Origin of the sequence: Lapidilactobacillus achengensis, assembly GCF_003946655.1 — a bacterium.
Lineage (GTDB): Bacteria > Bacillota > Bacilli > Lactobacillales > Lactobacillaceae > Lapidilactobacillus > Lapidilactobacillus achengensis.
On sequence record NZ_RHOV01000009.1, the window covers coordinates 13,086 to 32,952 of the forward strand.

Here is a 19,867-nt window from a genome sequence, read left to right on the forward strand (position 1 = left end):
GTCAAGGAAAAAGTCGATGCCAGCACGGCGTCCACGCAAGAAGCGTGCCACAGTTATAACGCGATTTCGCCGGTGAACAGCGGTTCGTTTTCGGTGAAGGGATGGTGGGAAACCAGGAGGACAAGTTGTTGTGGATCGGAGAGAAGTTGGGCTTCGATCGCTTGCGCGGTGTGTTCGTCCACGTTGGCGGTGCTTTCGTCCAGCAAGAGTACCACTGGTTTGAGTAAGATCGCCCGCGCCAGCGCGATCCGTTGCCGTTGACCGCCGGACAAGTCACTGCCATTCGCCGTTAAAATCGTATCTAGTTGATCCGGTAGTTGGTCGATGGTTTCATTTAGACCGACGCTGGCCAGCGCGGCGCGGAGTTCTTGCTGAGAGAATTCACGGCCCAAGGTTAAGTTGAAGCGAACCGAATCATTGAAAATAAACGGTTTTTGGGGAACATAAATTAGGTCTGGTGGGGTCACTGTTGTGGTCACGCCATCTGCTTGCCACGCGACTTGACCGCTGAAATGTTCGGTCAATCCGGCGATGATCCGCAGTAGCGTGCTCTTACCCTGGCCGCTAGCGCCGGAAATCCTGATTTTTGCGCCGGCCGGAACTTGCTTCGAGGTGGGCTGCAACCAGACTTGTTGGCCGCTGGCGCTGGTAACGGTGTCCAAATCAAGAGAAACCGTCTGACTGGTTGCCGCCGGGCGCCGGTCCACATTAGCAATCTCGGTCAGATCCAAGTCTTTGTATTTGGCGAAGACGGGATCAACGGCCTTGATTTTGACGATCAGGCCGGAAAGCTGCCCCATCGAGGTGAAGACCGTTCCCGCCAGCGCCCCGACGCTGAGCAAAATGCCGGGACTGATTTGATGATTGAGGATCAGCAGACCAGCTTCGAGAATGATGATTTCCTGACTGACCACGCTCAGCAAGCTGACGATGGTGTCAACGGTGATCTCACTACGTTTATAGCCTAGAGTGGCGTCCTTCAGTTCCTTCGAAGAGCGATTGACGCGATGAATGATCTCAAAACGCCGACCGAAGGAAATCAGCGTTTCAAAACCGTTCAACAGATTCTCCACGCGACTGACGAATTGTTCGTTGGTGGTCGTCAGGATTTTCGAACGGTCGGTGATCAAGCGCTTCACCACGCGAGGCATGAACGCCAGAATAATCCCCAGCGCCACCGCCGTCACCGCCAAAGTCCAATGAAACATCATGAAAGCGGAGATCGGAAAGATAATTCCGGAAAAATACATCACAAAATTATAAACCGTTTGGAAGCCTTTGTCGTTGATTTGTTCCACATCATTGGTCAGCCAAGAGGTATAACGGCCGACCGATCCTTTTTCGTTGAAGTTATCGGCGGATTCATTGGCGATCCCGCGGGCCAGGTCGTCACGCAAATGCACATCCATCTTTTGTTTGGCCGACTCCTCCAGATAATCACCATAAATGGAAAAGAAGAGGTTGATCACCGTCAGCACGATGCCAACGACAAACCAATAAAAGAAGCTGGACCGCTGAAAACCGATCAAACTATCTGATAGTTTGGTGAGAACATATTGGACAATCGTGCTCATCAGAATCGCCATAATAACGAAAAAGAAAACAATCAGGTTCATCTTCTTTTCTTGCAAGAAATACTTCTTTAAATTCATTGACGCCACCCATTTTCCCATAGATTATTGTCCTGGAGCTCGAAAAATCGAATGAAACCCAAATCGACCCATTCAACCAAAAGAGAAATCATCCAGTTAGTTTGTGTCTAAACAAGTCAATTTTAGTCCTGGATCTGGGGGGTCAAGTAGATTTCTAATATTCTGTTATTATTTTTTAATGTTGCCCCGCCGTGGTCAATTGATGACCAATAAATAGCCACAGCGAGTTGTCTCGGCTGCGGCTTTGATGAATAGGACAAAGAAAAAGTCTAAGACTTGTTGATCGATAGTTTTGATCAGTGCCTTAGACTATTTTCTTACTTTTTGGGATCACTGCTTCGTCAGCACGGCGTCCACGCAAGGAGCGTGCCACAGTTATAACGCGATTTCGCCGGTGAACAGCGGTGAGGTATTCCGGTTGTAGCTTGGTGAGCGCTAGGATTTTGGGTAGCAAAATCACGAAACCCGGATCCAGACTCGTTTTGGTTCTTCAAGTAATCTATCCCGGTGTCACCCGCCCAAGCAGTCAGGGTTCACAAGCCATGGTCGTCAAATGCGTGGTTCCCCATCAATTAGCCATAGCTTGCCAGCCGGCGTGAGTGCTCAAACGACTATTATAACGTTTAGCGGCTGGAGCGGAGCGATTCGGGGTGAGATCGCCGTGAAATGGTTGAGAGTGCGAGCTGACCTGGGCAGCTTCTGAGCACTAGCCTAGCAACTATTTTGGAGGCTGGACTTTGCCTCCGGAATAGTTGCGTAGCTAAGCGGAAGAAGCTAGGTCAGCGAACACGTTTAGTGGCTATGCCACTTAGGACAAGGCCTGATTTTAAGACTCGCGGTTTTTGCGAGGCTTAAAACAGCGCCCACAGCGAGCTCACCCCGAATCGCGCAGCGCAAGCTGCGGACATCATACTTTAATCATTCTGAAACGTGCTCACCGACCCAGCTCCCTGCGCTTAGCCTAGCAATTGTTCCGGAAGCGAAGTGCTGCTTCCAAAACAATTGCTAGGCTAATGCTCAGGAGCTAACCGGGTCGGGTCGCACTCTATCGTTGTAGGTACCGTTTCAAAAATGTCTGTGTTCGTGGTTTTTGCGGCCGCGTGAAGATTTCCTCGGCGGAGCCCTCCTCGGCGATGACCCCTTGATCCATGAAGACCACGTGATCAGAAATATCCCGAGCAAAAGCCATTTCATGCGTGACCAAAACCATGGTCAAGCCAGTGTGCGCCAGGGCCCGCATTGAATCGAGCACGTCATCGACCATTTCCGGATCCAACGCCGAAGTTGGTTCATCGAATAGGAGCACTTCTGGACTCATCGAGACCGCGCGGGCGATTCCGATCCGTTGTTTTTGCCCGCCGGAAAGTTGACTCGGTTTGGCGTTGACGTAAGGGGTCATGCCGACTTTCTCCAATTGGGCCAGCGCCATTTCGCGGGCCGCTTCAGGAGTGCGGTTCAAAACGGTGGTTTGCCCGACCATGCAGTTTTGTAAAACGTTCAGGTTGTTGAAAAGGTTGAAAGATTGAAAGACCATGCCAACCTTGGCGCGGTAGGTGGTGATGTCAAACTTCGGCGCTAGGATATTTTCGCCGTGGAAGGTGATTTCGCCTTGAGTAGGTTGCTCCAGCAAGTTGATGCAGCGCAACAAGGTGGATTTGCCTGAGCCGGAGGAGCCGATGATCGTGACGACTTCGCCGCGGCGGATCTGTAAATTGATGTCTTTCAGGACTTGGTGGTCGCCGAAAGATTTCTCTAAGTGGGTAACTGCTAGAATTTCGTCTGTCATGGGGAACCTCCTAATTGGTCAGGCTAGTTTTGGGATTAGAGACTTGGTTCTGATTGGCCATCAAATTGTAGTTTTGCGGGCCGTCCATTTTCCGTTCGATCCAGCGCAGGATCCGGGTGATCGTGAAAGTGAGGATCAAGTAGATCGCGGAAATGATCAGGTAGGTGTGGAAGAATTGGAAGTTCTGGCCGGCGATGGTGGAACCTTGGAAGAACAATTCGGAAACGGAAATAACGCTGAGCACCGAAGTATCCTTGATGTTGATCACGAATTCGTTGGTCACCGCAGGCAGACTATTGCGGATCGCTTGGGGCAAAATAATTTTGTTCATGGTCTGCAAATGGGTCATGCCCAACGCGTGGGCGGCTTCGAACTGACCGGAATCGACGGCGATGATGCCACCGCGCATGATCTCGGCCAAGTAAGCGCCGGTGTTGACGGAAACAATCACCAAAGCGGCGGCCAACCGATTCATGTTCCAGCCAAACGCTTGCGCGGCGCCGTAATAAACGACGGCGGCCTGCACGATCATTGGCGTGCCACGGAAAACTTCGATATAAACAGATAAGAGCCAGTCAACGAAACGCAGTAGACCGCGGCGCCAAGCAGAACCGCCCCGGGGGATCGTGCGCACGATCCCAACTAGCAAACCGATCACGAAGCCGACAATGGTGCCGACCAAAGAGATCAGTAAGGTGATCCCCGTGCCGCTGGCCAACATGCCGCCATATTGTTTCAGTAAACTAACGACCCAATTGCCTTGAGATTTGGCTTGTGGTTGTTGCGCCACCGCGGCGGTCATCAATTGGTTGCGTTCTTTTTGCGAGATCTGGGCCAAGGCGGCGTTGATCTTGAGTTTGTCCGGATCGTTTTTCCGTAGGCCAATGGCGAGGTCGGTGTCTTCGGGCTTGGTTTTGAACCCTTGGGCGCCTTTGAATTCGACCATGGTCATATTGGGATTGGCGCCGGTGACGCTGATGCCTTCTGGTTTCTCGGAAATATAACCGTCGATGGTGCCGGATTCCAACGCCACCCGCATCGCCGGGAAATCCTTCATCGCCGGCTCTTTGATCGCGCCTTTGATCTGGCTCAAGGCGGTGTAATGGTAGGTGTTCAACTGCCCGGTCAATTTGGCGCCGCTGAAGTCGCTGAGTTTGGTGGCCTGGGCGTATTTGCTGTCCTTGCGCACCACGATCACCAATTGTGAAGCGTAATACGTATCGGAAAAATCGATCGTCTTGCGCCGTTTCGCTGTGGGTGACATGCCGGCGATGATCGCGTCGATTTTGCCGGAGGTCAGGGCCGGCGCTAATCCGTCCCAGCTGGTCTTGACCACGACCAATTTCTTGCCTAGGGCGTGGGCGACCTTCTTGGCCATTTGCACATCGTAACCGCCGGCGTAAGCTGAGGAACCGTCGATTTGGACCGCGCCATTGCTGGCGTCCGTCTGGGTCCAGTTGAACGGCGGATAACCCGCCTCCATCCCGACCTTGAACGTATCTGAATTACTAGCGGCCTGACTGGCGTTGGCAGGTAAAGCCAACCAACCGACTAAAATCAAACCTAAAATGATCAACCCTTGACGCAAATGTTTCATGATGAACTCCTCCACATAAATGTGCTGCGCGCAACTGCTTTCTGCGCCGATACGCGATTTGTCACAGATTGTCTGCGCCAATCTGCAACAAATCGCTAGTCGTGCTCAAAAGCAACCCGTTGCGCTCCGCACTCTTTGATTAAGAGCCAACAAAAAGACCTTTACTGAAATCAAATTCAATAAAGGTCTTGACCATAATTTATCCCTGAATGACCACTCGCGGTTGCCCGGCGAATCATCCCAAAATCATAGCGCTCCTCAAGCTTCAACGAAAACGCTGAAGTTCGAGACAGTCCAACAGCTCTTAACTGTTGGCCCAACCTGATTCGCGGCCAAACGGGAATCAGATTTCGGCAATCCTCCTTAAGCTCGGTTCAACGTGTTTGGACACTCCCCGAGGTTGGTGATTCATGCGACCTCTATTTGCTTTGCGGCATATTAACTTAGTTGCTATCCTACCTGTTATTCGCGGCGCTGTCAAGGGGAAGCTGCTTTGTTTTTTCTGGCCAATGATGCTGATAAAAATAGTTTGGCCGCAGCTTGCGTTGCGCGGGGCGTTGGTGGTCAACGGATATGGAGGGGCTCCAGGTCGGGCTGGGGGTGGTGGAACGCGGCGGGCGTCACTTTGAGCTTTGCGAAACCCGCGCGAATCTCAAAGCTGAGCCTTATTCTAAGCGGCACAGCCGCTAAGAATAACGACACGGCGATCTCACCCCGATTCGCTCCACTCCACCTGCTCACGGTATTTTATTCATTTAAGCACTCCCGCCGACTGGCAAGCTGTGTCCGGTTGATTTGGAGCCGCGCAGGTGACGGCCATGGTTAGTGGTCACAATTATTTGTGCTGACTCACCCCAGGTCGGGCTGGGGGCAATCTGCTCACCCTTCGAAAATGGAGCAAAATGTTCAGCTTACTAGGAGATTCAGGTCGTTAATGGCCTGGACAAAACTGATGGAAAGATTATTTTTAGTAAGTTGATAATTTTCAACATTTTTTTCTAAAAATGAGGTAAACTATAACTAATAAGCGTTTTCATTAGTTCCGGGTATTGGCCGGAGCTCCTATTTGCGTCTGTTTACCATCGTCATTGCCAAAGATCCGCCAGAATAATCACTGTCTTGCCTTTATATAAGAAATGTATATGCTATAATGATGATAATGAAGAGAGTGCGGAGCGCAACGGGTTGACTGCGAGCATTAGCCTAGCTCTTGTTTTGGAAGCTGAACTTGGCTTCCGGAACAAGAGCGTAGCTAAGCACAGCAGTCAGTTGCGCGCAACACGTTTACAAAGAGAGCGTGAGCCGATCTGGGTAGCTCCGGAGCATTAGCCTAGCTAAGCACAGGGAGCTGGGTCGGAGAACACGTTTTAAAAATTAGGAACGTGATAAGATGAATATCGATAAATTTATTGCGACCCGTAAAGCGATGGGATTCTCTCAACAAGAGCTTTGCGACGGCGTTTGCACCCAGGCGACGTTGAGCCGCTTGGAAAGTAATGGCCAAGTGCCCACGATCAAAATATTGATTCAATTGTGTCGGCGGTTACATCTGAGCTTGGATGATTTGTTTCCGAAGTTCGGCGTGCCTGAAAGTCAACTCAACCAACAATTGGACGCGACCGAATTCAAGCTGGTGACCAGTGAATATCGCGAAGCCCAAGCGCTGCTCGAGAAGATCAACGGCTCCGATCTGACTGACGAGCGCCAACGTTGGCGGTATCTCTATCTGCGCGGATATTTGTCAACTTTGTTGGATCACCCGATCACCGATTCGATTTTCGATTTCAATCAGATTTTAATGGCGAAAAGTCAAGCGCCGCTGATTTATAACTTGTTGGCGTACACTGGCTGCGGGATCGCCTACGCGCGGCACGACCAGCTGGATAAGGCCGAGTTCTACTTCAATAAGGTGTTCGACCAAATCTATCAATGTACGATCGAAACCACCAAAGATGTTTGGCGGGTGCTGAATATCGTTTACAACACGGGCCGTTTCTACAGCCAAAGTGGCCATAATTACGAGATCGGCAACGAGTTGCTCAACTATGCCCTGACGATCTGCGCGAATAACCATGTGACTTATTACGTGGCGAAAGTCGAGTATCAGCTGGCCTTGAATGGGCTGGCGTTGAAGGCGGATCCGGCGGAGATCATCGAGCATATTCACGATTCCCGCGCCTTTGCCCGAATCAATCGCAACCATATCATGTTGGCGCAACTGGACCAACTCCAAGCGCGTCTCGACAACCAAACCAGCGATGAGGCCGCCGCTTCCGGTCAGAACTAACCAAGCTCGGCCACGCGGTCAGCGCCGGCGGTAGCGGCGCCAGCAAGTTTGGTCTCAGACCGGGCCGGGCGTCGCGCCACTAATTGGACAGCTCAAAAAACGTGTTTCACCACACATTGGTGGGAAACACGTTTTTTATTAGCCGTTAATAGGCTGGAGTGGCTGCTTATTTGGGTTGGAACCAGAATTAGCGCCAGCTGGGGTGACTGTTTTTTGCGAAAACAATGCTTATCTTTTCAGAAGATTTACATGATTCCGATGGTGATGCCCCCAACCATGACCAGTGCTAGACCAATCAGGGTGAAAGTCAACTCTTTCTTGGTTTTGTGCTCGTGGAGGAAGAGAATCCCGCCGATCGTCGAGATGACCACACTCATTTGCGTTAAAGCGAAACCGGTGGCGACACCATTGCGGCGCGCGGAGACGATATAGAAGAGCGCGGCCAAGGCGAAGAAGAAGCCAGACGCCAGGTTGCGCCAAGTCGCGCCTTCAGTGAAGTAATTCTTGGCGGTTGGCGTGCGGTGAGTTCGGTACAAGGCGAAGATCGTCGCCATTAAGGCCATCCCGATTCCCTGCGGCAAGAAACCAGCCCAAGGATCCGCGCCCACCAATTGTGGGAAAATATTGTAACCAAGGTAGCCCATGGTGGAAACGATGAAAGTGATGATCAACGAGGCGGTGCTGTAACGCTTCTCAGTCCCAGCTTGGCTTTTGGAACGGATCGTGGTGAAATACATCCCGAAAATAATGCCAATGATCGCCAATGTGCCAATGATTTTCATGGAAGTCGCCGCCCATTCGCCGAAGACCAACACGCCGATCAAAGCGGTGCCGATGATCTGCAAGCCAGTGGAAATCGGCATGGCTTTGGACACCGTCATCTTCTGGAACAGCTGGTATTGCAACATTTGGCCGGTCGCCCAGCAAGCGCCTGACAGCATGCCCATCAAGAGCAGTTGCCAAGAGATCTGTGGTTGACTGATCACGTAGATCACAATCGCGGTGATCAAAGTCGCGTAGGTCGTGCCCATGATTTGATTGATATGGTCGCCGCCAGCCTTGGTCGCAATCAACGGCATGATGCCCCAACCAATTGCTGGGATCAGTCCAATGAGAAGATTCATTTACTTACTCGCCCCTTTATGATTTTCAGATTTTTTCATTGTAACTTATTTATGGTGAAAGAATCAATGAAAAGATTGAATAAAAATGACGAAAACGGCGCAGTAAATATCAAAAAGATTCTGAAAGCCACCTGTGTCAAGCTAAAACTTACTTTTGGAAAGTGACACAGATCTGGCAAACTGTTGGGGCAATGGCTTGGATTTTTCGGCCCCAGTCAACTCGCCAACGGTTCGCCGCTGGGCTACGCGCCAGAAAAACGACCAGCCCCGGTGGTGTGAATCGGTTGAAAGCGGGCGAATCCCGCTGGCTGTGTTATAATTATTGAAACATAACTGCCACCGATTGAAGTTCGCCACTTGATTTTGGCGGGGTCAGTCGGGTCAGGCAGACTCTTAGGTCCGAATCGGCGAAACGCTGAGGGCGGACTAGATAAATTTTCAGAAAAGGAAGTGCTTTGATGTCAAGATTTGTTCGTTCGAAGTGGGCGCAATTCTTAGTCATGCTGGTAGCTTTGGAAATCATTGCCATCAGTATCAATATGTTCTACGCGCCCCACAATATCGCTTCTGGCGGCGCCACCGGGATCGGGATCCTGCTGGAAGCGGCCTTTGGATTCAATCTGTCATTGGTTGTTTTGATCATCAATATTTTCATGTTGATCCTGGCGTGGATTTTCTTAAGCAAGCAAACCGTTTTGAAAATCGCCCTGGGCAGTTTCATTTTGCCTGTTTGTTTGGCGTTGACCCCGCAGATCAAATTGATCAAAGACCCACTCTTGACCGTGATCGTGGGCGCGTCGATTTTCGCGGTGGGCATCTCAATGCTCTACCAAATCGACGCTTCCAGTGGCGGAACCACAGTGCCACCACTGATCATCAAGAAATATTGGGGGCTGAAAACATCCACCTCCTTACTGCTGATCGACGGGGTGATCTGCCTGTTGAACGTGTTCGTCGCCGGCTTCGAAGTGATGGTCCTGGCGGTGACGTCGCAGATCCTGACCACGATCGTGATGAATTTCATTGAAACAGGCTTCGATCGCAAGAAAGTCATTTACATTATGAGCGATTCGGATCTGAATAAGATCAAAGGCAAGCTGGGTTTGCTGGGGAAGGCCCTAACGATTTTCAACGTGACGGGCGGCTACACCGGGCACGACAAAGAAATGTTAATGGTCATCGTGGAAAATCCCGATTACCACCAACTCCTCGGTTTGGTTCATGAAATCGATCCCAGCGCGTTTGTGTTGGTGATGGACGCCGCCGAAGCTCGAGGCGGCATTTGGAACGGTGGCGACCAATACTTGACCCAGATCCCCAGTGAGAAACGCTCGGAAGTTTTAGAAAAATTCAACGCGGACGAACGTTGAGCTCCGGCGCGCCACTCAGCCACTGGCCAGCCACCAGCCACAGTCACACCAGATGAATGACCTACTAAGTAAGTGGAAATGCCTAGACATGGGCCTTTCCGCTTACTTTTTAGCACTCAGATATTCAGAGTGCTAAATTCTTGAAACCAACCAAAAAGTGATTATAATGGGTTTTGAAGGTTGAAGAAAGGAAGTAAAGAATTATGGCAAATGACTTAATGAATAATCGTCGTAATGATTTATTTGGAGGTTTCAATGATTGGTTTAATGATGACCGTTTCTTTAACAATCTCGGTCGTGCGTTCTATGGCATGTCCGAACCGAACGATTTAAAGACGGATATCAAGGAAACCAAGCATGATTATCAAGTGACTGTTGATCTTCCTGGTTTGGATAAGAAAGATATCGAAGTGCGTTATGACAACGATATTTTGACGATCAACGGCAAGAAGGACAGTTTCACGGATGACGCCGACAAGGATGGCAACACCTTGATGAGCGAGCGGAGTTACGGAAGTTTCTCACGGCAATATCGCTTGCCTAAGGTCAAGGCGGACGCGATCTCAGGTCACTATGAAAATGGTGTTTTGAAGATTACATTGCCTAAGGAAAATAAAGAAATCAGTAGCGATCACCAAATCAAAATCGACTAATGAGTTTCGTTCTGGAAGATGAGTAAAAGCGATGGCGAACTGGCATGAATAATGTCGGTTTTCCATCGCTTTTTTGTTAAAAAGTAGATTGGCCGCAGCTTGCGCTGCGAAATTCGGGGTGAGCTCGCTGTGGGCGCTGTTTTGAGCCAATCCGCAAAGTGCGCGGCTTGTCTCAAAATCAGGCCTTGTCCTAAGCGGCAAAGCCGCCAAGGACAATTTCACGGCGATCTCACCCCGAATTTCTCCGCTCCAGCCGCTCAACGTTATAACAGCCGTTTGAGCACTCACGCCGACTGGTAAGCTATTGCTAATTGATGGAGATCCACGCAATTGACGACCGTGGTTAGTGGTCAAAATCTTTAAATTGGTGACACCAGTATAGTCTGTCTGATGAACTAGGACATGATCTTGATGAATCAGCTGAATCGATCGATTTCACTCAAAGATTATTCAGGGAACTGGTAAAGATGTTCGACCAACGCAACCTGTACCAACCAACTAGTTCAAATCCGTTGGCATTGCCGTACCACAAAAAAAGTGTGATGGGTTTTGACCACCACACTTGCAAAAACACTTTTTCAGATATCCAACTTTGATTGCAGATAGGCTCAATTCTGCCTAGCAACCGCCTCAGGACGTGTGGCTCAGCGGTGAGATTATTCTTAGCGATTTATCGCTTAGAATAAGGCTCGATTTGAAGACAAGCCGCTGGGCTTGCGGATTGGCTTCAAACGATGCCCACTGCGTTCCAGCCACGACAAACGTCCTGAGGCGGTTGCGTCACCACCAAACCCAGCAGATCCGCAACACCCACCTACATCAGCAATCAGGAGCGCAATATAACTCAGTGCTTTTCCGAAGCGCCCGAAACACCATCAACTGCCGGCTTGGCAGGTGCGGCAGCCTTTTCCGAGGCGCCGGAAACGCCGTCGACCGCTGGTTTGGCTGGACCAGATTTCTCCGAAGCGCCACTGACCGCGTCCACATCGCCAACGAGTTTCTGGCCGGTTTGTTGCAAATACCAGTCGATGATCGGTTGAATATCCAGAACGTATTCGTTGAGCCCTTTGTAGGCGCCGGTTTCATCATGCAGCGCTTGGTAATTGTGGACGACGAACTTGTCCGGTCCGTGGGTGGGCACGTGCATCCGAATCACGTCTTGTTTGCCGTGGCGCAGTTGCTGGATGACCCATTCCACGTTTTTCCGCGCTCGTTCTGGGTGGCAATTGATCAAGGGATTACCAGGTTGAGTAGGGTTGCGGCTGGCCAACATTTTCTCGCCGGTGTCGGGTTGTTGATTGTAGTAGAGGAATTGGTTGTTGCTGTCGGCGAAAGTGAGTTCCATGGGCATTGAGGCCAGAAAATAATTCAGTTGGTCGACGGTCAAGATCCCCCGATTCAAGCGAACATAAGTCTTGCCATCAACGGCGTGGGCAACTTCCGCGGCTTGTTCGACCCAATCCGGCGCGGATTTATCGACGCCTTGAATGGTTGTGTCGATCGTGCCGGTGGCCTTCAAGTCCTCGGGTGGCAACACTTCGGCCTCTGGTTGATTCAAGAATTCAGTCATTTTAATGAAGCGTTGAAACTTTTGTAAGCAGGTGCCTAAAAATGAAATTGTTTTCGAATCTTTCAAATCGCCATGATCGTCGAAGGCTTCTTTTACATTTCCTAGGAGAAATTCGTTGCCAGGGAAGGCCAAGGCGTTAACGCCGGGCGCGTCCAAAATCTGGCGCAAGTGCAGTTGCGCGCGGGATGAACCTTGGGTGAAATAAGAGGCGCCAATGATCATCACCGGCTTGCCGTCTAGGGGATGGATCTTGTAGGAAAGCCACTCTAGCGCGCTTTTCAGACTGGCGTTGATCGTGTGATTGTGCTCCGGTGTGGCGATGATCACGCCGTCCGCTTCCTCGATCACTTGCGCCAATTCTTGGACGGGAGCGCTATTGGTTTGGTCGTCATCCTGATTAAATATGGGCAGATCTTTGATTTTGGCTAAGTTGAAGTCGAAATCCGCGCCAAAGTGGCGACCGATAAATTGCAATAACAGCCGATTATAGGAAAAATCAGCGCTTGAACCAACAATACCAACTATTTTCATCTTTTTTCTCTCCTTATAAATGTATAAATGTGTTCGCCACCCCAGTGCTCTCCGTATAGCGACGCAATTGTTCTGGAAGGATGGTGCGGCTTTCAAAACAATTGCTAGGCTCATGCTCACGCGTTACTCGGGATGGTTCGCACTCTCGTTTGAAACGTGCTACGCGCAACTGACTTCTGCGCTTAACTACGCAAGGCTTCTGGTGGCAAGGACCAGCCGCCAAAATCCTAGCTAGGCTAATGCTCAAAGTCACCCTGTTGCGCTGCGCACTGTCGTTTGAAACGTGCTGCGCGCAACTGACTTCTGCGCTTAGCTACGCGATGTCTCCGGAAGCAAAGGCCGCTTCCAAAGCCATCGCTAGGCTAATGCTCAAAGTCACCCTGTTGCGCTCCGCACTCTTGTTTGAAACGTGCTGCGCGCAACTGACTTTTCCGCTTAGCTACGCAAGGCTTCCGGAAGCGAAGTGCAGCTTCCAAAATCCTTGCTAGGCTAATGCTCAAAGTCACCCCGTTGCGCTCCGCACTCTATTTATCTTCCCAAGAAAAGTTTGCCGCTTCTTTGGCGTTGCTTTCATGGGCATGGTTCAGTTGCTTGGTGATTTTCACAAAAGTCAAAAAGTCCTTGAAAAGGCCTTCCAATTGGTTACATTGCTCGCGATCCAGCAGCTCACCATCTGGCGAGAAACCAGCTAGCGAGTGACCTAGCAAGAACTCGGAACTAGGCATGATCCGCGCCTTCAGTTCTGGCGAGTCTAGGATCTGGCGCAAATGGGCTTGGGCGCGGGAAGAACCTAGCGCGCCGTAAGAAGCGCCGGTGATCATCACCGGTTTGTCGACGAATGGGTGCACGCCGTAAGACAGCCATTGGAGCGCGTTCATCAAGGCTGCTGGTACCGAATGGTCATATTCTGGGGTGCTGATGATCACGCCATCGGCCGCGTTGATCTTGTCAACGATGACTTGGGCTGCCGCCGGGATCTGCTTGTGATCGGGATCGGGCTTGTTGAACATGGGCAATCCTTTGATTTCGACCAGCTCGATCGTGGCCTGATCGGCGAAATGCTTTTGCATAAATTGTAACAGTTGACGATTCGTGGAGTGGCTGGAGTTGGTCCCCACTAAACCAATAAACTTATCCATTCAAAAACGTCCCTTCTTTTCAGTTTGAACGCAGTGTGACCGCTTTCATGCGTATAGTTTAACATATCTGTCTCAGTCGTGCACAACCTTTTTTAGAGAAAATGTCCCTGTAAACCGGCGGAGGCTTGCCAATGCCCATCTTGAAAGACCAGGATCCCTTCGATCCGCGGTTCGGCGGCGATCTGCGCGAGGATTTCGTTGGCGTCATGACCGAATAAACGGGAGGTCCAAATCTCGCCCGTGACCGATTTTTCAGAAAAAATCGTCAGGCTGGCCAGATCGGTGACCAAGGGATAGCCGGTGCGCGAGTCGAAAATATGATGATAACTGTGGCCGTCGCGCTCCAAGTGGCGCTCATAGATGCCTGAAGTTACCACCGAACCCGCCGGCAATTTCAACGCGGTCAGGTAATCGCCGCGGGGGCTGCGGGGATCTTGAATGCCAATTCGCCACAAATGGTCGGCGTGGGCCAAGGCGGGACCCCAAGTGACCAGGTTACCGCCTAAGTTGACCAAGGCGGACTGGACGTGGCGCGCTTGGAGGTGGGCGATCACCAAATCGGCGCTGTATCCCTTGGCCAGCGCGCCTAAATCAAGGGCCATCCCCACTTGAGGTAAGTAAACTTCTTGCGTCGCGGGGTTCAACTGGATCTGGCGCGGATCGATCAACGGCAGACAGGCGGCGATCTCGGCGGCGCTGGGCACCCGGGCGTCACTAAAGCCGATTCGCCAAGTTTGCACCAGCGGACCAATGGCGATATTCAAATGACTGGCCGGCGCGCAACTGTGCGTTTTGCCAAGTTCGATCAGCGCGAACAATTGGGGGTGGACCTTGACCGGATGCCGACCGGCGGCGTGGTTGACCGCCATCAACTCCGAATCGGCGGCGTTAGCGCTGAATCGATGCTCCGCCACCTGCAACAAAGTGGCGCACTCCGCCAAAATCGGCTCAGGATCGGCGTCCACCTGAATATCCAAGGTGATCACCGTTCCCATTAAATGCAATTCTCGTTGTCCCCGCGCCATTTCTGATCGCTCCTTTACCAAAAGCGCTTGATCAAGCAAGCGTTTTTTACTGATTTCACCATAGCATATCGCCGCTGCGTTGCGGAACTTTTTTGGCAAAAAAGTCTGGATCGTCACTGGTGCGATGGCCGACTAGGAGGCGCAAAAGCGGTGTCTAGGGCGCTTGCCTTGCTGGCGCGTGACCTAAACCGCTGTTTTCTTGCTGAGCTGACGTGCCGAAAATGACAGGTTTAGAAGGCTGTCCTATCATTTTCCTAACAAAAATCGCTTGTTTCTTGAAATCATAAGATGTTAGAAGACAAACAAATGAATCAACCGTGAAAAAAAGTCCCCCAATTTTCCAATCCAATTGAAAATGGATGAAAATTAGAGGACTTTTAACTAGTCGGTGCGCTAATATCAGATTTAATTTTGATCTGTTGGTGCTTTGGCCGCGGATGTCGTGCCGGCCGGCAGCTGGTGGTGCAGCCACGTCATGAAGAGGTCGGGCCAGACGGTGACTTCCGGCTGAACGCTGGTGTCGCGGTGGGAACTGGCCGTTTCCGCCGTGGCCAAACTCAAGCCGTGGTGACCTTCTGGGAAAATGTGTAATTCAAAAGGAACTTGGTTGGCCCGCAAACTTTTCGCGAACAACAAGGCGTTTTCCATCGGGACCACATCGTCGGTAAACGTGGACCACAAGAATGTTTTCGGCGTAGCGGCGCTGACGTGATGTTCCAGCGAGACTTCCGCCCGCGCTTCCGTTTCATGTTTGCGCTCGCCCAACAACGCCGCGATCGAGCCTTCGTGGCAATATTTGCCAGCCGTGATCACGGGATAGGACAGCAGTAGGCCATTAGGTTGAATCTGCGCCGCCGTGAAGCCAAAGTCGGCCAATAGCTTCTGATCCCAATAAACGCCTAAACTAGCGGCGACATGAGCTCCCGCCGAGAACCCAGCGGCGATGATCCGCTGGGGATCAACGTGCCAAGCCGCGGCGTTGGCCCGCACCGTCGCCAGCGCTTGCGCCATTTCCAATAAGGCCACCGGAAAACGCGCCGGCGCCACCGAATACCGCAAAATAAACGCCTGAACACCAGCGGCCGCGAAATGAATCGCCACCGGCTCCGCCTCCCGATCGGATAGAAATTCGTAACCACCACCAGGACAGATGATCACCGCGGGCCGTTGTCGTTGCGGATCGATCTCCGGTGAATTGTCCAGCACGTAGCCGGTCAGCGTGGCTGTGTCCGACAGTGGTGTGGTCAATGTTTGTTGAATCAGTTCCATGATATGTTTCCCCCCTGAGTGCAAAAAACTTGCGATAACAATGTTTCCGTTTTCATTATACGACCAAATGGCCTTGGGTTGGTAATTAGGCGCTTGATTGCAGGTGTGGTGGGGTTTGGATGGGGACGCAACCGCCTCAGGACGTTTGTCGTGGCTGGAACGCGGTGGGCATCGTTTGAAGCCAATCCGCAAGCCCAGCGGCTTGTCTTCAAATCGAGCCTTGTCCTAAGCGACAAAGCCGCCAAGGACAATTTCACCGCTGAGCCACACGTCCTGAGGCGGTTGCTAGGCAGAATTGAGCCTATCTGCAATCATGGCGAAGGATTTGACGAAGCGCTTTTGCAAGTGTGGTGGTCAAACAATTGCCCTTTTGGTGATGGTACGGCAATGCCAACTGATTCCAGAAGCTTATGCGTTGTTATTGAACCTATGCTTAATTGCGGGCGTGAGCGCAACCGGCTGGGACTGCTGTTGCGGACTGGAACGTGGTGGGCACTGTTTTGAGCCAATCCGCAAAAAGCGCGGCTTGTCTCAAAATCAGGCCTTGTCCTAAGCGGCAAAGCCGCCAAGGACAATTTCACCACTGAGCCGCGCAGTCCCAGCCGGTTGCTAGGCAGAATTGAGCCTACCTGCAATCGAAGTTGTGTATCTGACGAAGCGCTTTTGCAAGCTAGAGGTCAAACCAATTGCCCATTTTTTGGGTGGTACGGCAATGCCAACTGATTCAGATTAGAAGGTTGGTACAGTTTACATCGATTGAACATCTTTAACCGCTCGATGAACACTCCACGGGTGGAAACCGACCGACTCAGCTGATTCATCAAGATCAAGTCCTAGTTCATCAGACAGGCTGCACTGGGGTTACCAATTTAAAGCTGGTGACCACTAACCACGGTCGTCAAGTGCGTGGCCCCTCATCAATTGACCATATCTTGTTAACTGCCGTGAGTGCTCAAGCGACTGTTATAACGTTGAGCGGCTGGAGCGGAGAAATTCGGGGTGAGATCGCCGTGTCGTTATTCTTAGCGGCTTTGCCGCTTAGAATAAGGCTCAGCTTTGAGATTTTCGGCGCCCTTCCGAAAAGCTCAAAGTGACGCCCACAGCGAGCTCACCCCGAATTTCGCAGCGCAAGCCGCGGCCAAGCTACTTTTGCCAGTCAGTGTAGCGAGCTCACTTCGTCACGCGCAGCGCAGGCTGCGCACAATCTACTTTCAACCAGCACCAGCAATCCCAGCAAAAGACGGTGATTTTTGCTATAATCAAGGGTAGAAGACAGTGGGAACAGCGAGAAAAAGGGGCTAGGTTGTGGAATTTCTAGGACAGATCACGATTATTTTGGTAACAACATTATTGGTAGGCTATTTGTGCAATCGAATCGGCATTCCCGCCGTACTAGGCGAGTTGATCGCCGGAGTCTTGGTCGGCCCGGCCGTTTTGAGTTGGGTCAAACCGACCAACTTTCTCCATCAAATGGCCGAGATCGGCGTGATTTTGCTGATGTTTGCGGCGGGATGCGAAAGTGATCTCGTCTTGTTGCGGAAATACTTCAAGCCCAGCATGTTGGCCGCTATTTTGGGCGCGGTTTTGCCGATCGTAACGATCTGGCCCTTAGCGCAATTATTTGGCATGTCCAGCCAGCATGCCCTGTTTCTGGGGGTGGTGTTCGCGGCGACGTCGGTGTCGATCTCGGTGGTGGTGATGCAGGAGCTGAACTTCACCAAGAATCGCGAGGCCAGCACGATCTTAGGCGCGGCGGTGGTTGACGATATTTTAGCGGTGATTATTTTAAGCTTGATGATGTCATTTCTCGGCGAGGAGAAAATGTCGACGCCGGCGATGCTGGGGCATTTCGCCTTGCAGATCGGTTATTTCGTTGGGATCTTCGTGGTGATCAAATGGGTCACGCCGATCGTCTTCAGCGTGGCGCGGCGGTTACAGATCCAATACGCCAGTACCGTGGTTTCACTGATCATCGCCTTTGGTTTGGCCTATCTAGCGGAAGTTGTGGGCTTGAGCGATGTGGTCGGCGCTTTTTTTGCCGGGGTGGCGGTCAGTCGCACCGACTTTCGCGAGGAAATCAGTCGTTCCGTTGACACCTTGGGCAACAGTCTGTTCATGCCGATCTTTTTCGTTAATATTGGCTTGAGTATGACTTTCGACAGCTTCGTTCCGCAGATCGGCTTCATTCTGGTGCTGACTGTGGTGGCAATCGTCACTAAGCTGATCGGTTGCGGGGGCGCCGTGAAATTGTTGGGCTTCGACTGGAACAGCGCGCTGATCGTCGGTTCGGGGATGGTTTCGCGCGGGGAAATGGCGCTGATCATCGCCCAGATCGGCTTGACCAACCACCTCATGTCCACCGCCCATTATTCCGCGGTGATCGCGGCGATTATTCTGACGACCTTGTTGGCGCCACTGTTTCTGAAAATGGCGATCGGGCACAAAGCGGCGGTAGCCTAGTCGTAGCATCGCAGAATCATGGCAGTAGCGGGACACAATGATCCAGCGGCAGGCGGCTTGCGCCAGCCACTTGGTCAGGAAATCAGTCAGGGTAAAACAGCTTATTTGGGAAGATGAGGCAAGCGTGAATATGGTCCCAGTAAGGGAAAGGAGTCGGCGTTACAAGTGAAAAATGTTAGAAAATGGGTACTGGCAGGCGTTCTTGCCGGTCTTTTTGGTGGGAGTATCGCGGTCGATCAGGTCCAGTCGAGGTCCGTTCAAGCGGCGCTGGTGCTGCAACCGGCGCGCTCGGTTGAGACGGTGGTCGATCATTCGAGCGCGGGTCTCAATGTGTATACGGAACAAAAGGGGCAGTTGGTTTTTAGCGGTCGGCACTTGGCCGCGGGGACGACTTGGCAAGTCTTTGGTCACACGACAATTCAGGAAACGCGTTACGCCAATCTTGGTGGGACTCAATGGGTCGAAGCGAAATACTTGCGGCCGCAGCAACCCCAATTAAAGCGGGATCGGCGCCTGATCCAGATTCATTACGTTCCCGGTTACGGTGTTAATCTGTGGCGCTTGACGGCAACAGGTCAGCTGGTGGGAACTGGACGGCGGCTGCGCCATGGCACGCGTTGGCGTAGTTTGGGGACGGCGCAAATCAATGGGCAAACCTTCTATAATCTCGGGGGAAATCAGTGGATCGCGCACCAGTATGGCTGGATCACTAATCTTGATGGTCAGGGGCGCATTGGGCGTCCGACTTATTTGAAGGGCGTGTTGCTCGTCAATAAGTTGAATGGGATCGGGCAGCGGTTTGGCGGCAGTAATCCCACGGCGAATGCGGCGCTGTGGAAGTTGCAGCAGGCGGCCCGAGCGGCGGGTCACGCCATGCCGCGCATCTCCGGTTATCGTTCTTACGGTTATCAGGTCAAGTTATATCGTGATTATGTTGCGACGGATGGCATTGCCGCTGCCGACCAATACTCTGCGCGTCCGGGCTTTTCCGAGCATCAAACGGGATTGGCTTTTGACATTGGCACGACTGATCTTGAAGCGAGCTACGGCAAAACCGCCGCCGGTCGTTGGTTGGCCCAAAACTGCGCCACCTATGGCTTCATCATTCGTTTCCCACAAGGAAAGGAAGGATTGACGGGCTACACCTATGAACCGTGGCATGTTCGTTATGTGGGCGTCGCCGCCGCGCAACAGATCAAGGCGCAAGGACTGTCGCTGGAGGAGTATTTAGGCGCCGAGTCGGCCCAAAACTAAATGAAGCAAGGTTCTGAAAAGCCCAGGCAAGTTGCCTGGGCTTTTTTTGTCCGGGGCAAAATCAAATTGGCAGCCGGAATAAAAATAATGCTTGATTTACAGATGAAAACGCTATACAATGATTGTCGAAACGTTTCGAAAGCAAAATCT

Annotated in this window: 19 protein-coding genes and 1 riboswitch; of the genes, 8 read left to right on the forward strand and 11 right to left on the reverse strand. The window is 51.7% G+C overall.

What is annotated here, in order from left to right; all coding sequences use genetic code 11:
• Window positions 1–53 precede the first annotated feature (53 nt).
• Window positions 54–1,652, reverse strand: coding sequence for an ATP-binding cassette domain-containing protein (locus EKM94_RS06540; RefSeq protein WP_164511137.1), 1,599 nt, complete (start codon window positions 1,650–1,652; stop codon window positions 54–56).
• A gap of 553 nt (window positions 1,653–2,205) precedes the next feature.
• Between EKM94_RS06540 and EKM94_RS12360 the strand changes: the two genes are divergently transcribed.
• Window positions 2,206–2,355 (forward strand): hypothetical protein, encoded by a 150-nt coding sequence (locus EKM94_RS12360; RefSeq protein WP_164511138.1) that lies wholly within the window; start codon window positions 2,206–2,208, stop codon window positions 2,353–2,355.
• Window positions 2,356–2,697: 342 nt separating this feature from the next.
• Here EKM94_RS12360 and EKM94_RS06545 read toward each other — a convergent pair whose 3' ends face one another.
• The 3 genes from EKM94_RS06545 to EKM94_RS12365 all read right to left on the reverse strand — a co-directional run bounded on the left by EKM94_RS06545 (window position 2,698) and on the right by EKM94_RS12365 (window position 5,776).
• Window positions 2,698–3,438: an amino acid ABC transporter ATP-binding protein gene (locus EKM94_RS06545; protein WP_125599307.1), complete on the reverse strand. Its 741-nt coding sequence runs from the start codon at window positions 3,436–3,438 to the stop codon at window positions 2,698–2,700.
• Between the two features lie 10 nt (window positions 3,439–3,448).
• Window positions 3,449–5,035 carry an ABC transporter permease subunit gene (locus tag EKM94_RS06550; RefSeq protein WP_125599310.1) on the reverse strand — a complete coding sequence of 529 codons (1,587 nt, stop codon included), beginning with the start codon at window positions 5,033–5,035 and terminating at the stop codon, window positions 3,449–3,451.
• Between the two features lie 241 nt (window positions 5,036–5,276).
• A riboswitch (Lysine riboswitch) is annotated at window positions 5,277–5,465 on the reverse strand.
• 134 nt (window positions 5,466–5,599) lie between these two features.
• Window positions 5,600–5,776: a hypothetical protein gene (locus EKM94_RS12365; protein ID WP_164511139.1), complete on the reverse strand. Its 177-nt coding sequence runs from the start codon at window positions 5,774–5,776 to the stop codon at window positions 5,600–5,602.
• A 649-nt stretch (window positions 5,777–6,425) separates the two neighbouring features.
• On the opposite strand from EKM94_RS12365, the gene EKM94_RS06555 reads away from it, so the two are divergent.
• A complete protein-coding gene (locus EKM94_RS06555) occupies window positions 6,426–7,322 on the forward strand; it encodes a helix-turn-helix domain-containing protein (RefSeq protein ID WP_125599313.1) in 897 nt (298 codons plus the stop codon).
• 245 nt (window positions 7,323–7,567) lie between these two features.
• On the opposite strand, the gene EKM94_RS06560 is transcribed toward EKM94_RS06555, so the two are convergent.
• Window positions 7,568–8,446 carry a GRP family sugar transporter gene (locus EKM94_RS06560; RefSeq protein ID WP_125599316.1) on the reverse strand — a complete coding sequence of 293 codons (879 nt, stop codon included), beginning with the start codon at window positions 8,444–8,446 and terminating at the stop codon, window positions 7,568–7,570.
• A 458-nt stretch (window positions 8,447–8,904) separates the two neighbouring features.
• Between EKM94_RS06560 and EKM94_RS06565 the strand changes: the two genes are divergently transcribed.
• Window positions 8,905–9,816, forward strand: coding sequence for a YitT family protein (locus tag EKM94_RS06565; protein WP_125599319.1), 912 nt, complete (start codon window positions 8,905–8,907; stop codon window positions 9,814–9,816).
• 203 nt (window positions 9,817–10,019) lie between these two features.
• A complete protein-coding gene (locus EKM94_RS06570) occupies window positions 10,020–10,469 on the forward strand; it encodes an Hsp20/alpha crystallin family protein (RefSeq protein WP_125599322.1) in 450 nt (149 codons plus the stop codon).
• Here EKM94_RS06570 and EKM94_RS06575 read toward each other — a convergent pair.
• The 6 genes from EKM94_RS06575 to EKM94_RS06595 form a co-directional block, all read right to left on the reverse strand.
• Window positions 10,380–10,823, reverse strand: a complete 444-nt coding sequence (locus tag EKM94_RS06575) for a hypothetical protein (protein ID WP_125599325.1) — start codon at window positions 10,821–10,823, stop codon at window positions 10,380–10,382. The two genes, EKM94_RS06570 and EKM94_RS06575, sit on opposite strands and share 90 nt — an antisense overlap.
• A gap of 276 nt (window positions 10,824–11,099) precedes the next feature.
• Window positions 11,100–11,225 (reverse strand): hypothetical protein, encoded by a 126-nt coding sequence (locus EKM94_RS12790; protein WP_263853232.1) that lies wholly within the window; start codon window positions 11,223–11,225, stop codon window positions 11,100–11,102.
• Between the two features lie 88 nt (window positions 11,226–11,313).
• A complete protein-coding gene (locus EKM94_RS06580) occupies window positions 11,314–12,570 on the reverse strand; it encodes an NAD(P)H-dependent oxidoreductase (RefSeq protein ID WP_125599328.1) in 1,257 nt (418 codons plus the stop codon).
• 524 nt (window positions 12,571–13,094) lie between these two features.
• Complete coding sequence (locus EKM94_RS06585) at window positions 13,095–13,709, reverse strand: NADPH-dependent FMN reductase (protein WP_125599331.1); 615 nt, start codon at window positions 13,707–13,709, stop codon at window positions 13,095–13,097.
• A 92-nt stretch (window positions 13,710–13,801) separates the two neighbouring features.
• Window positions 13,802–14,734, reverse strand: a complete 933-nt coding sequence (locus EKM94_RS06590; RefSeq protein ID WP_125599334.1) for an FAD:protein FMN transferase — start codon at window positions 14,732–14,734, stop codon at window positions 13,802–13,804.
• A gap of 405 nt (window positions 14,735–15,139) precedes the next feature.
• Complete coding sequence (locus EKM94_RS06595) at window positions 15,140–16,003, reverse strand: alpha/beta hydrolase (protein WP_125599337.1); 864 nt, start codon at window positions 16,001–16,003, stop codon at window positions 15,140–15,142.
• A 150-nt stretch (window positions 16,004–16,153) separates the two neighbouring features.
• Between EKM94_RS06595 and EKM94_RS06600 the strand changes: the two genes are divergently transcribed.
• The 4 genes from EKM94_RS06600 (at window position 16,154) to EKM94_RS12625 (ending at window position 19,717) form a co-directional block, all read left to right on the forward strand.
• Window positions 16,154–16,507 carry a hypothetical protein gene (locus EKM94_RS06600; protein ID WP_125599341.1) on the forward strand — a complete coding sequence of 118 codons (354 nt, stop codon included), beginning with the start codon at window positions 16,154–16,156 and terminating at the stop codon, window positions 16,505–16,507.
• Window positions 16,508–16,881: 374 nt separating this feature from the next.
• A complete protein-coding gene (locus tag EKM94_RS06605; RefSeq protein WP_125599344.1) occupies window positions 16,882–17,097 on the forward strand; it encodes a hypothetical protein in 216 nt (71 codons plus the stop codon).
• Between the two features lie 211 nt (window positions 17,098–17,308).
• Window positions 17,309–18,463 carry a cation:proton antiporter gene (locus tag EKM94_RS06610; RefSeq protein WP_125599347.1) on the forward strand — a complete coding sequence of 385 codons (1,155 nt, stop codon included), beginning with the start codon at window positions 17,309–17,311 and terminating at the stop codon, window positions 18,461–18,463.
• Between the two features lie 165 nt (window positions 18,464–18,628).
• Window positions 18,629–19,717 carry a D-alanyl-D-alanine carboxypeptidase family protein gene (locus EKM94_RS12625; RefSeq protein ID WP_125599350.1) on the forward strand — a complete coding sequence of 363 codons (1,089 nt, stop codon included), beginning with the start codon at window positions 18,629–18,631 and terminating at the stop codon, window positions 19,715–19,717.
• Window positions 19,718–19,867: the final 150 nt, after the last annotated feature.

What these genes read in the sequence shown, in the direction of transcription:
- EKM94_RS06540 (WP_164511137.1), bottom strand. Translation starts at nt 1,652, where the DNA reads ATGAATTTAAAGAAGTATTTCTTGCAAGAAAAGAAGATGAACCTGATT.
- EKM94_RS12360 (WP_164511138.1), top strand. Translation starts at nt 2,206, where the DNA reads ATGCGTGGTTCCCCATCAATTAGCCATAGCTTGCCAGCCGGCGTGAGT.
- EKM94_RS06545 (WP_125599307.1), bottom strand. Translation starts at nt 3,438, where the DNA reads ATGACAGACGAAATTCTAGCAGTTACCCACTTAGAGAAATCTTTCGGC.
- EKM94_RS06550 (WP_125599310.1), bottom strand. Translation starts at nt 5,035, where the DNA reads ATGAAACATTTGCGTCAAGGGTTGATCATTTTAGGTTTGATTTTAGTC.
- EKM94_RS06555 (WP_125599313.1), top strand. Translation starts at nt 6,426, where the DNA reads ATGAATATCGATAAATTTATTGCGACCCGTAAAGCGATGGGATTCTCT.
- EKM94_RS06560 (WP_125599316.1), bottom strand. Translation starts at nt 8,446, where the DNA reads ATGAATCTTCTCATTGGACTGATCCCAGCAATTGGTTGGGGCATCATG.
- EKM94_RS06565 (WP_125599319.1), top strand. Translation starts at nt 8,905, where the DNA reads ATGTCAAGATTTGTTCGTTCGAAGTGGGCGCAATTCTTAGTCATGCTG.
- EKM94_RS06570 (WP_125599322.1), top strand. Translation starts at nt 10,020, where the DNA reads ATGGCAAATGACTTAATGAATAATCGTCGTAATGATTTATTTGGAGGT.
- EKM94_RS06580 (WP_125599328.1), bottom strand. Translation starts at nt 12,570, where the DNA reads ATGAAAATAGTTGGTATTGTTGGTTCAAGCGCTGATTTTTCCTATAAT.
- EKM94_RS06585 (WP_125599331.1), bottom strand. Translation starts at nt 13,709, where the DNA reads ATGGATAAGTTTATTGGTTTAGTGGGGACCAACTCCAGCCACTCCACG.
- EKM94_RS06590 (WP_125599334.1), bottom strand. Translation starts at nt 14,734, where the DNA reads ATGGCGCGGGGACAACGAGAATTGCATTTAATGGGAACGGTGATCACC.
- EKM94_RS06595 (WP_125599337.1), bottom strand. Translation starts at nt 16,003, where the DNA reads ATGGAACTGATTCAACAAACATTGACCACACCACTGTCGGACACAGCC.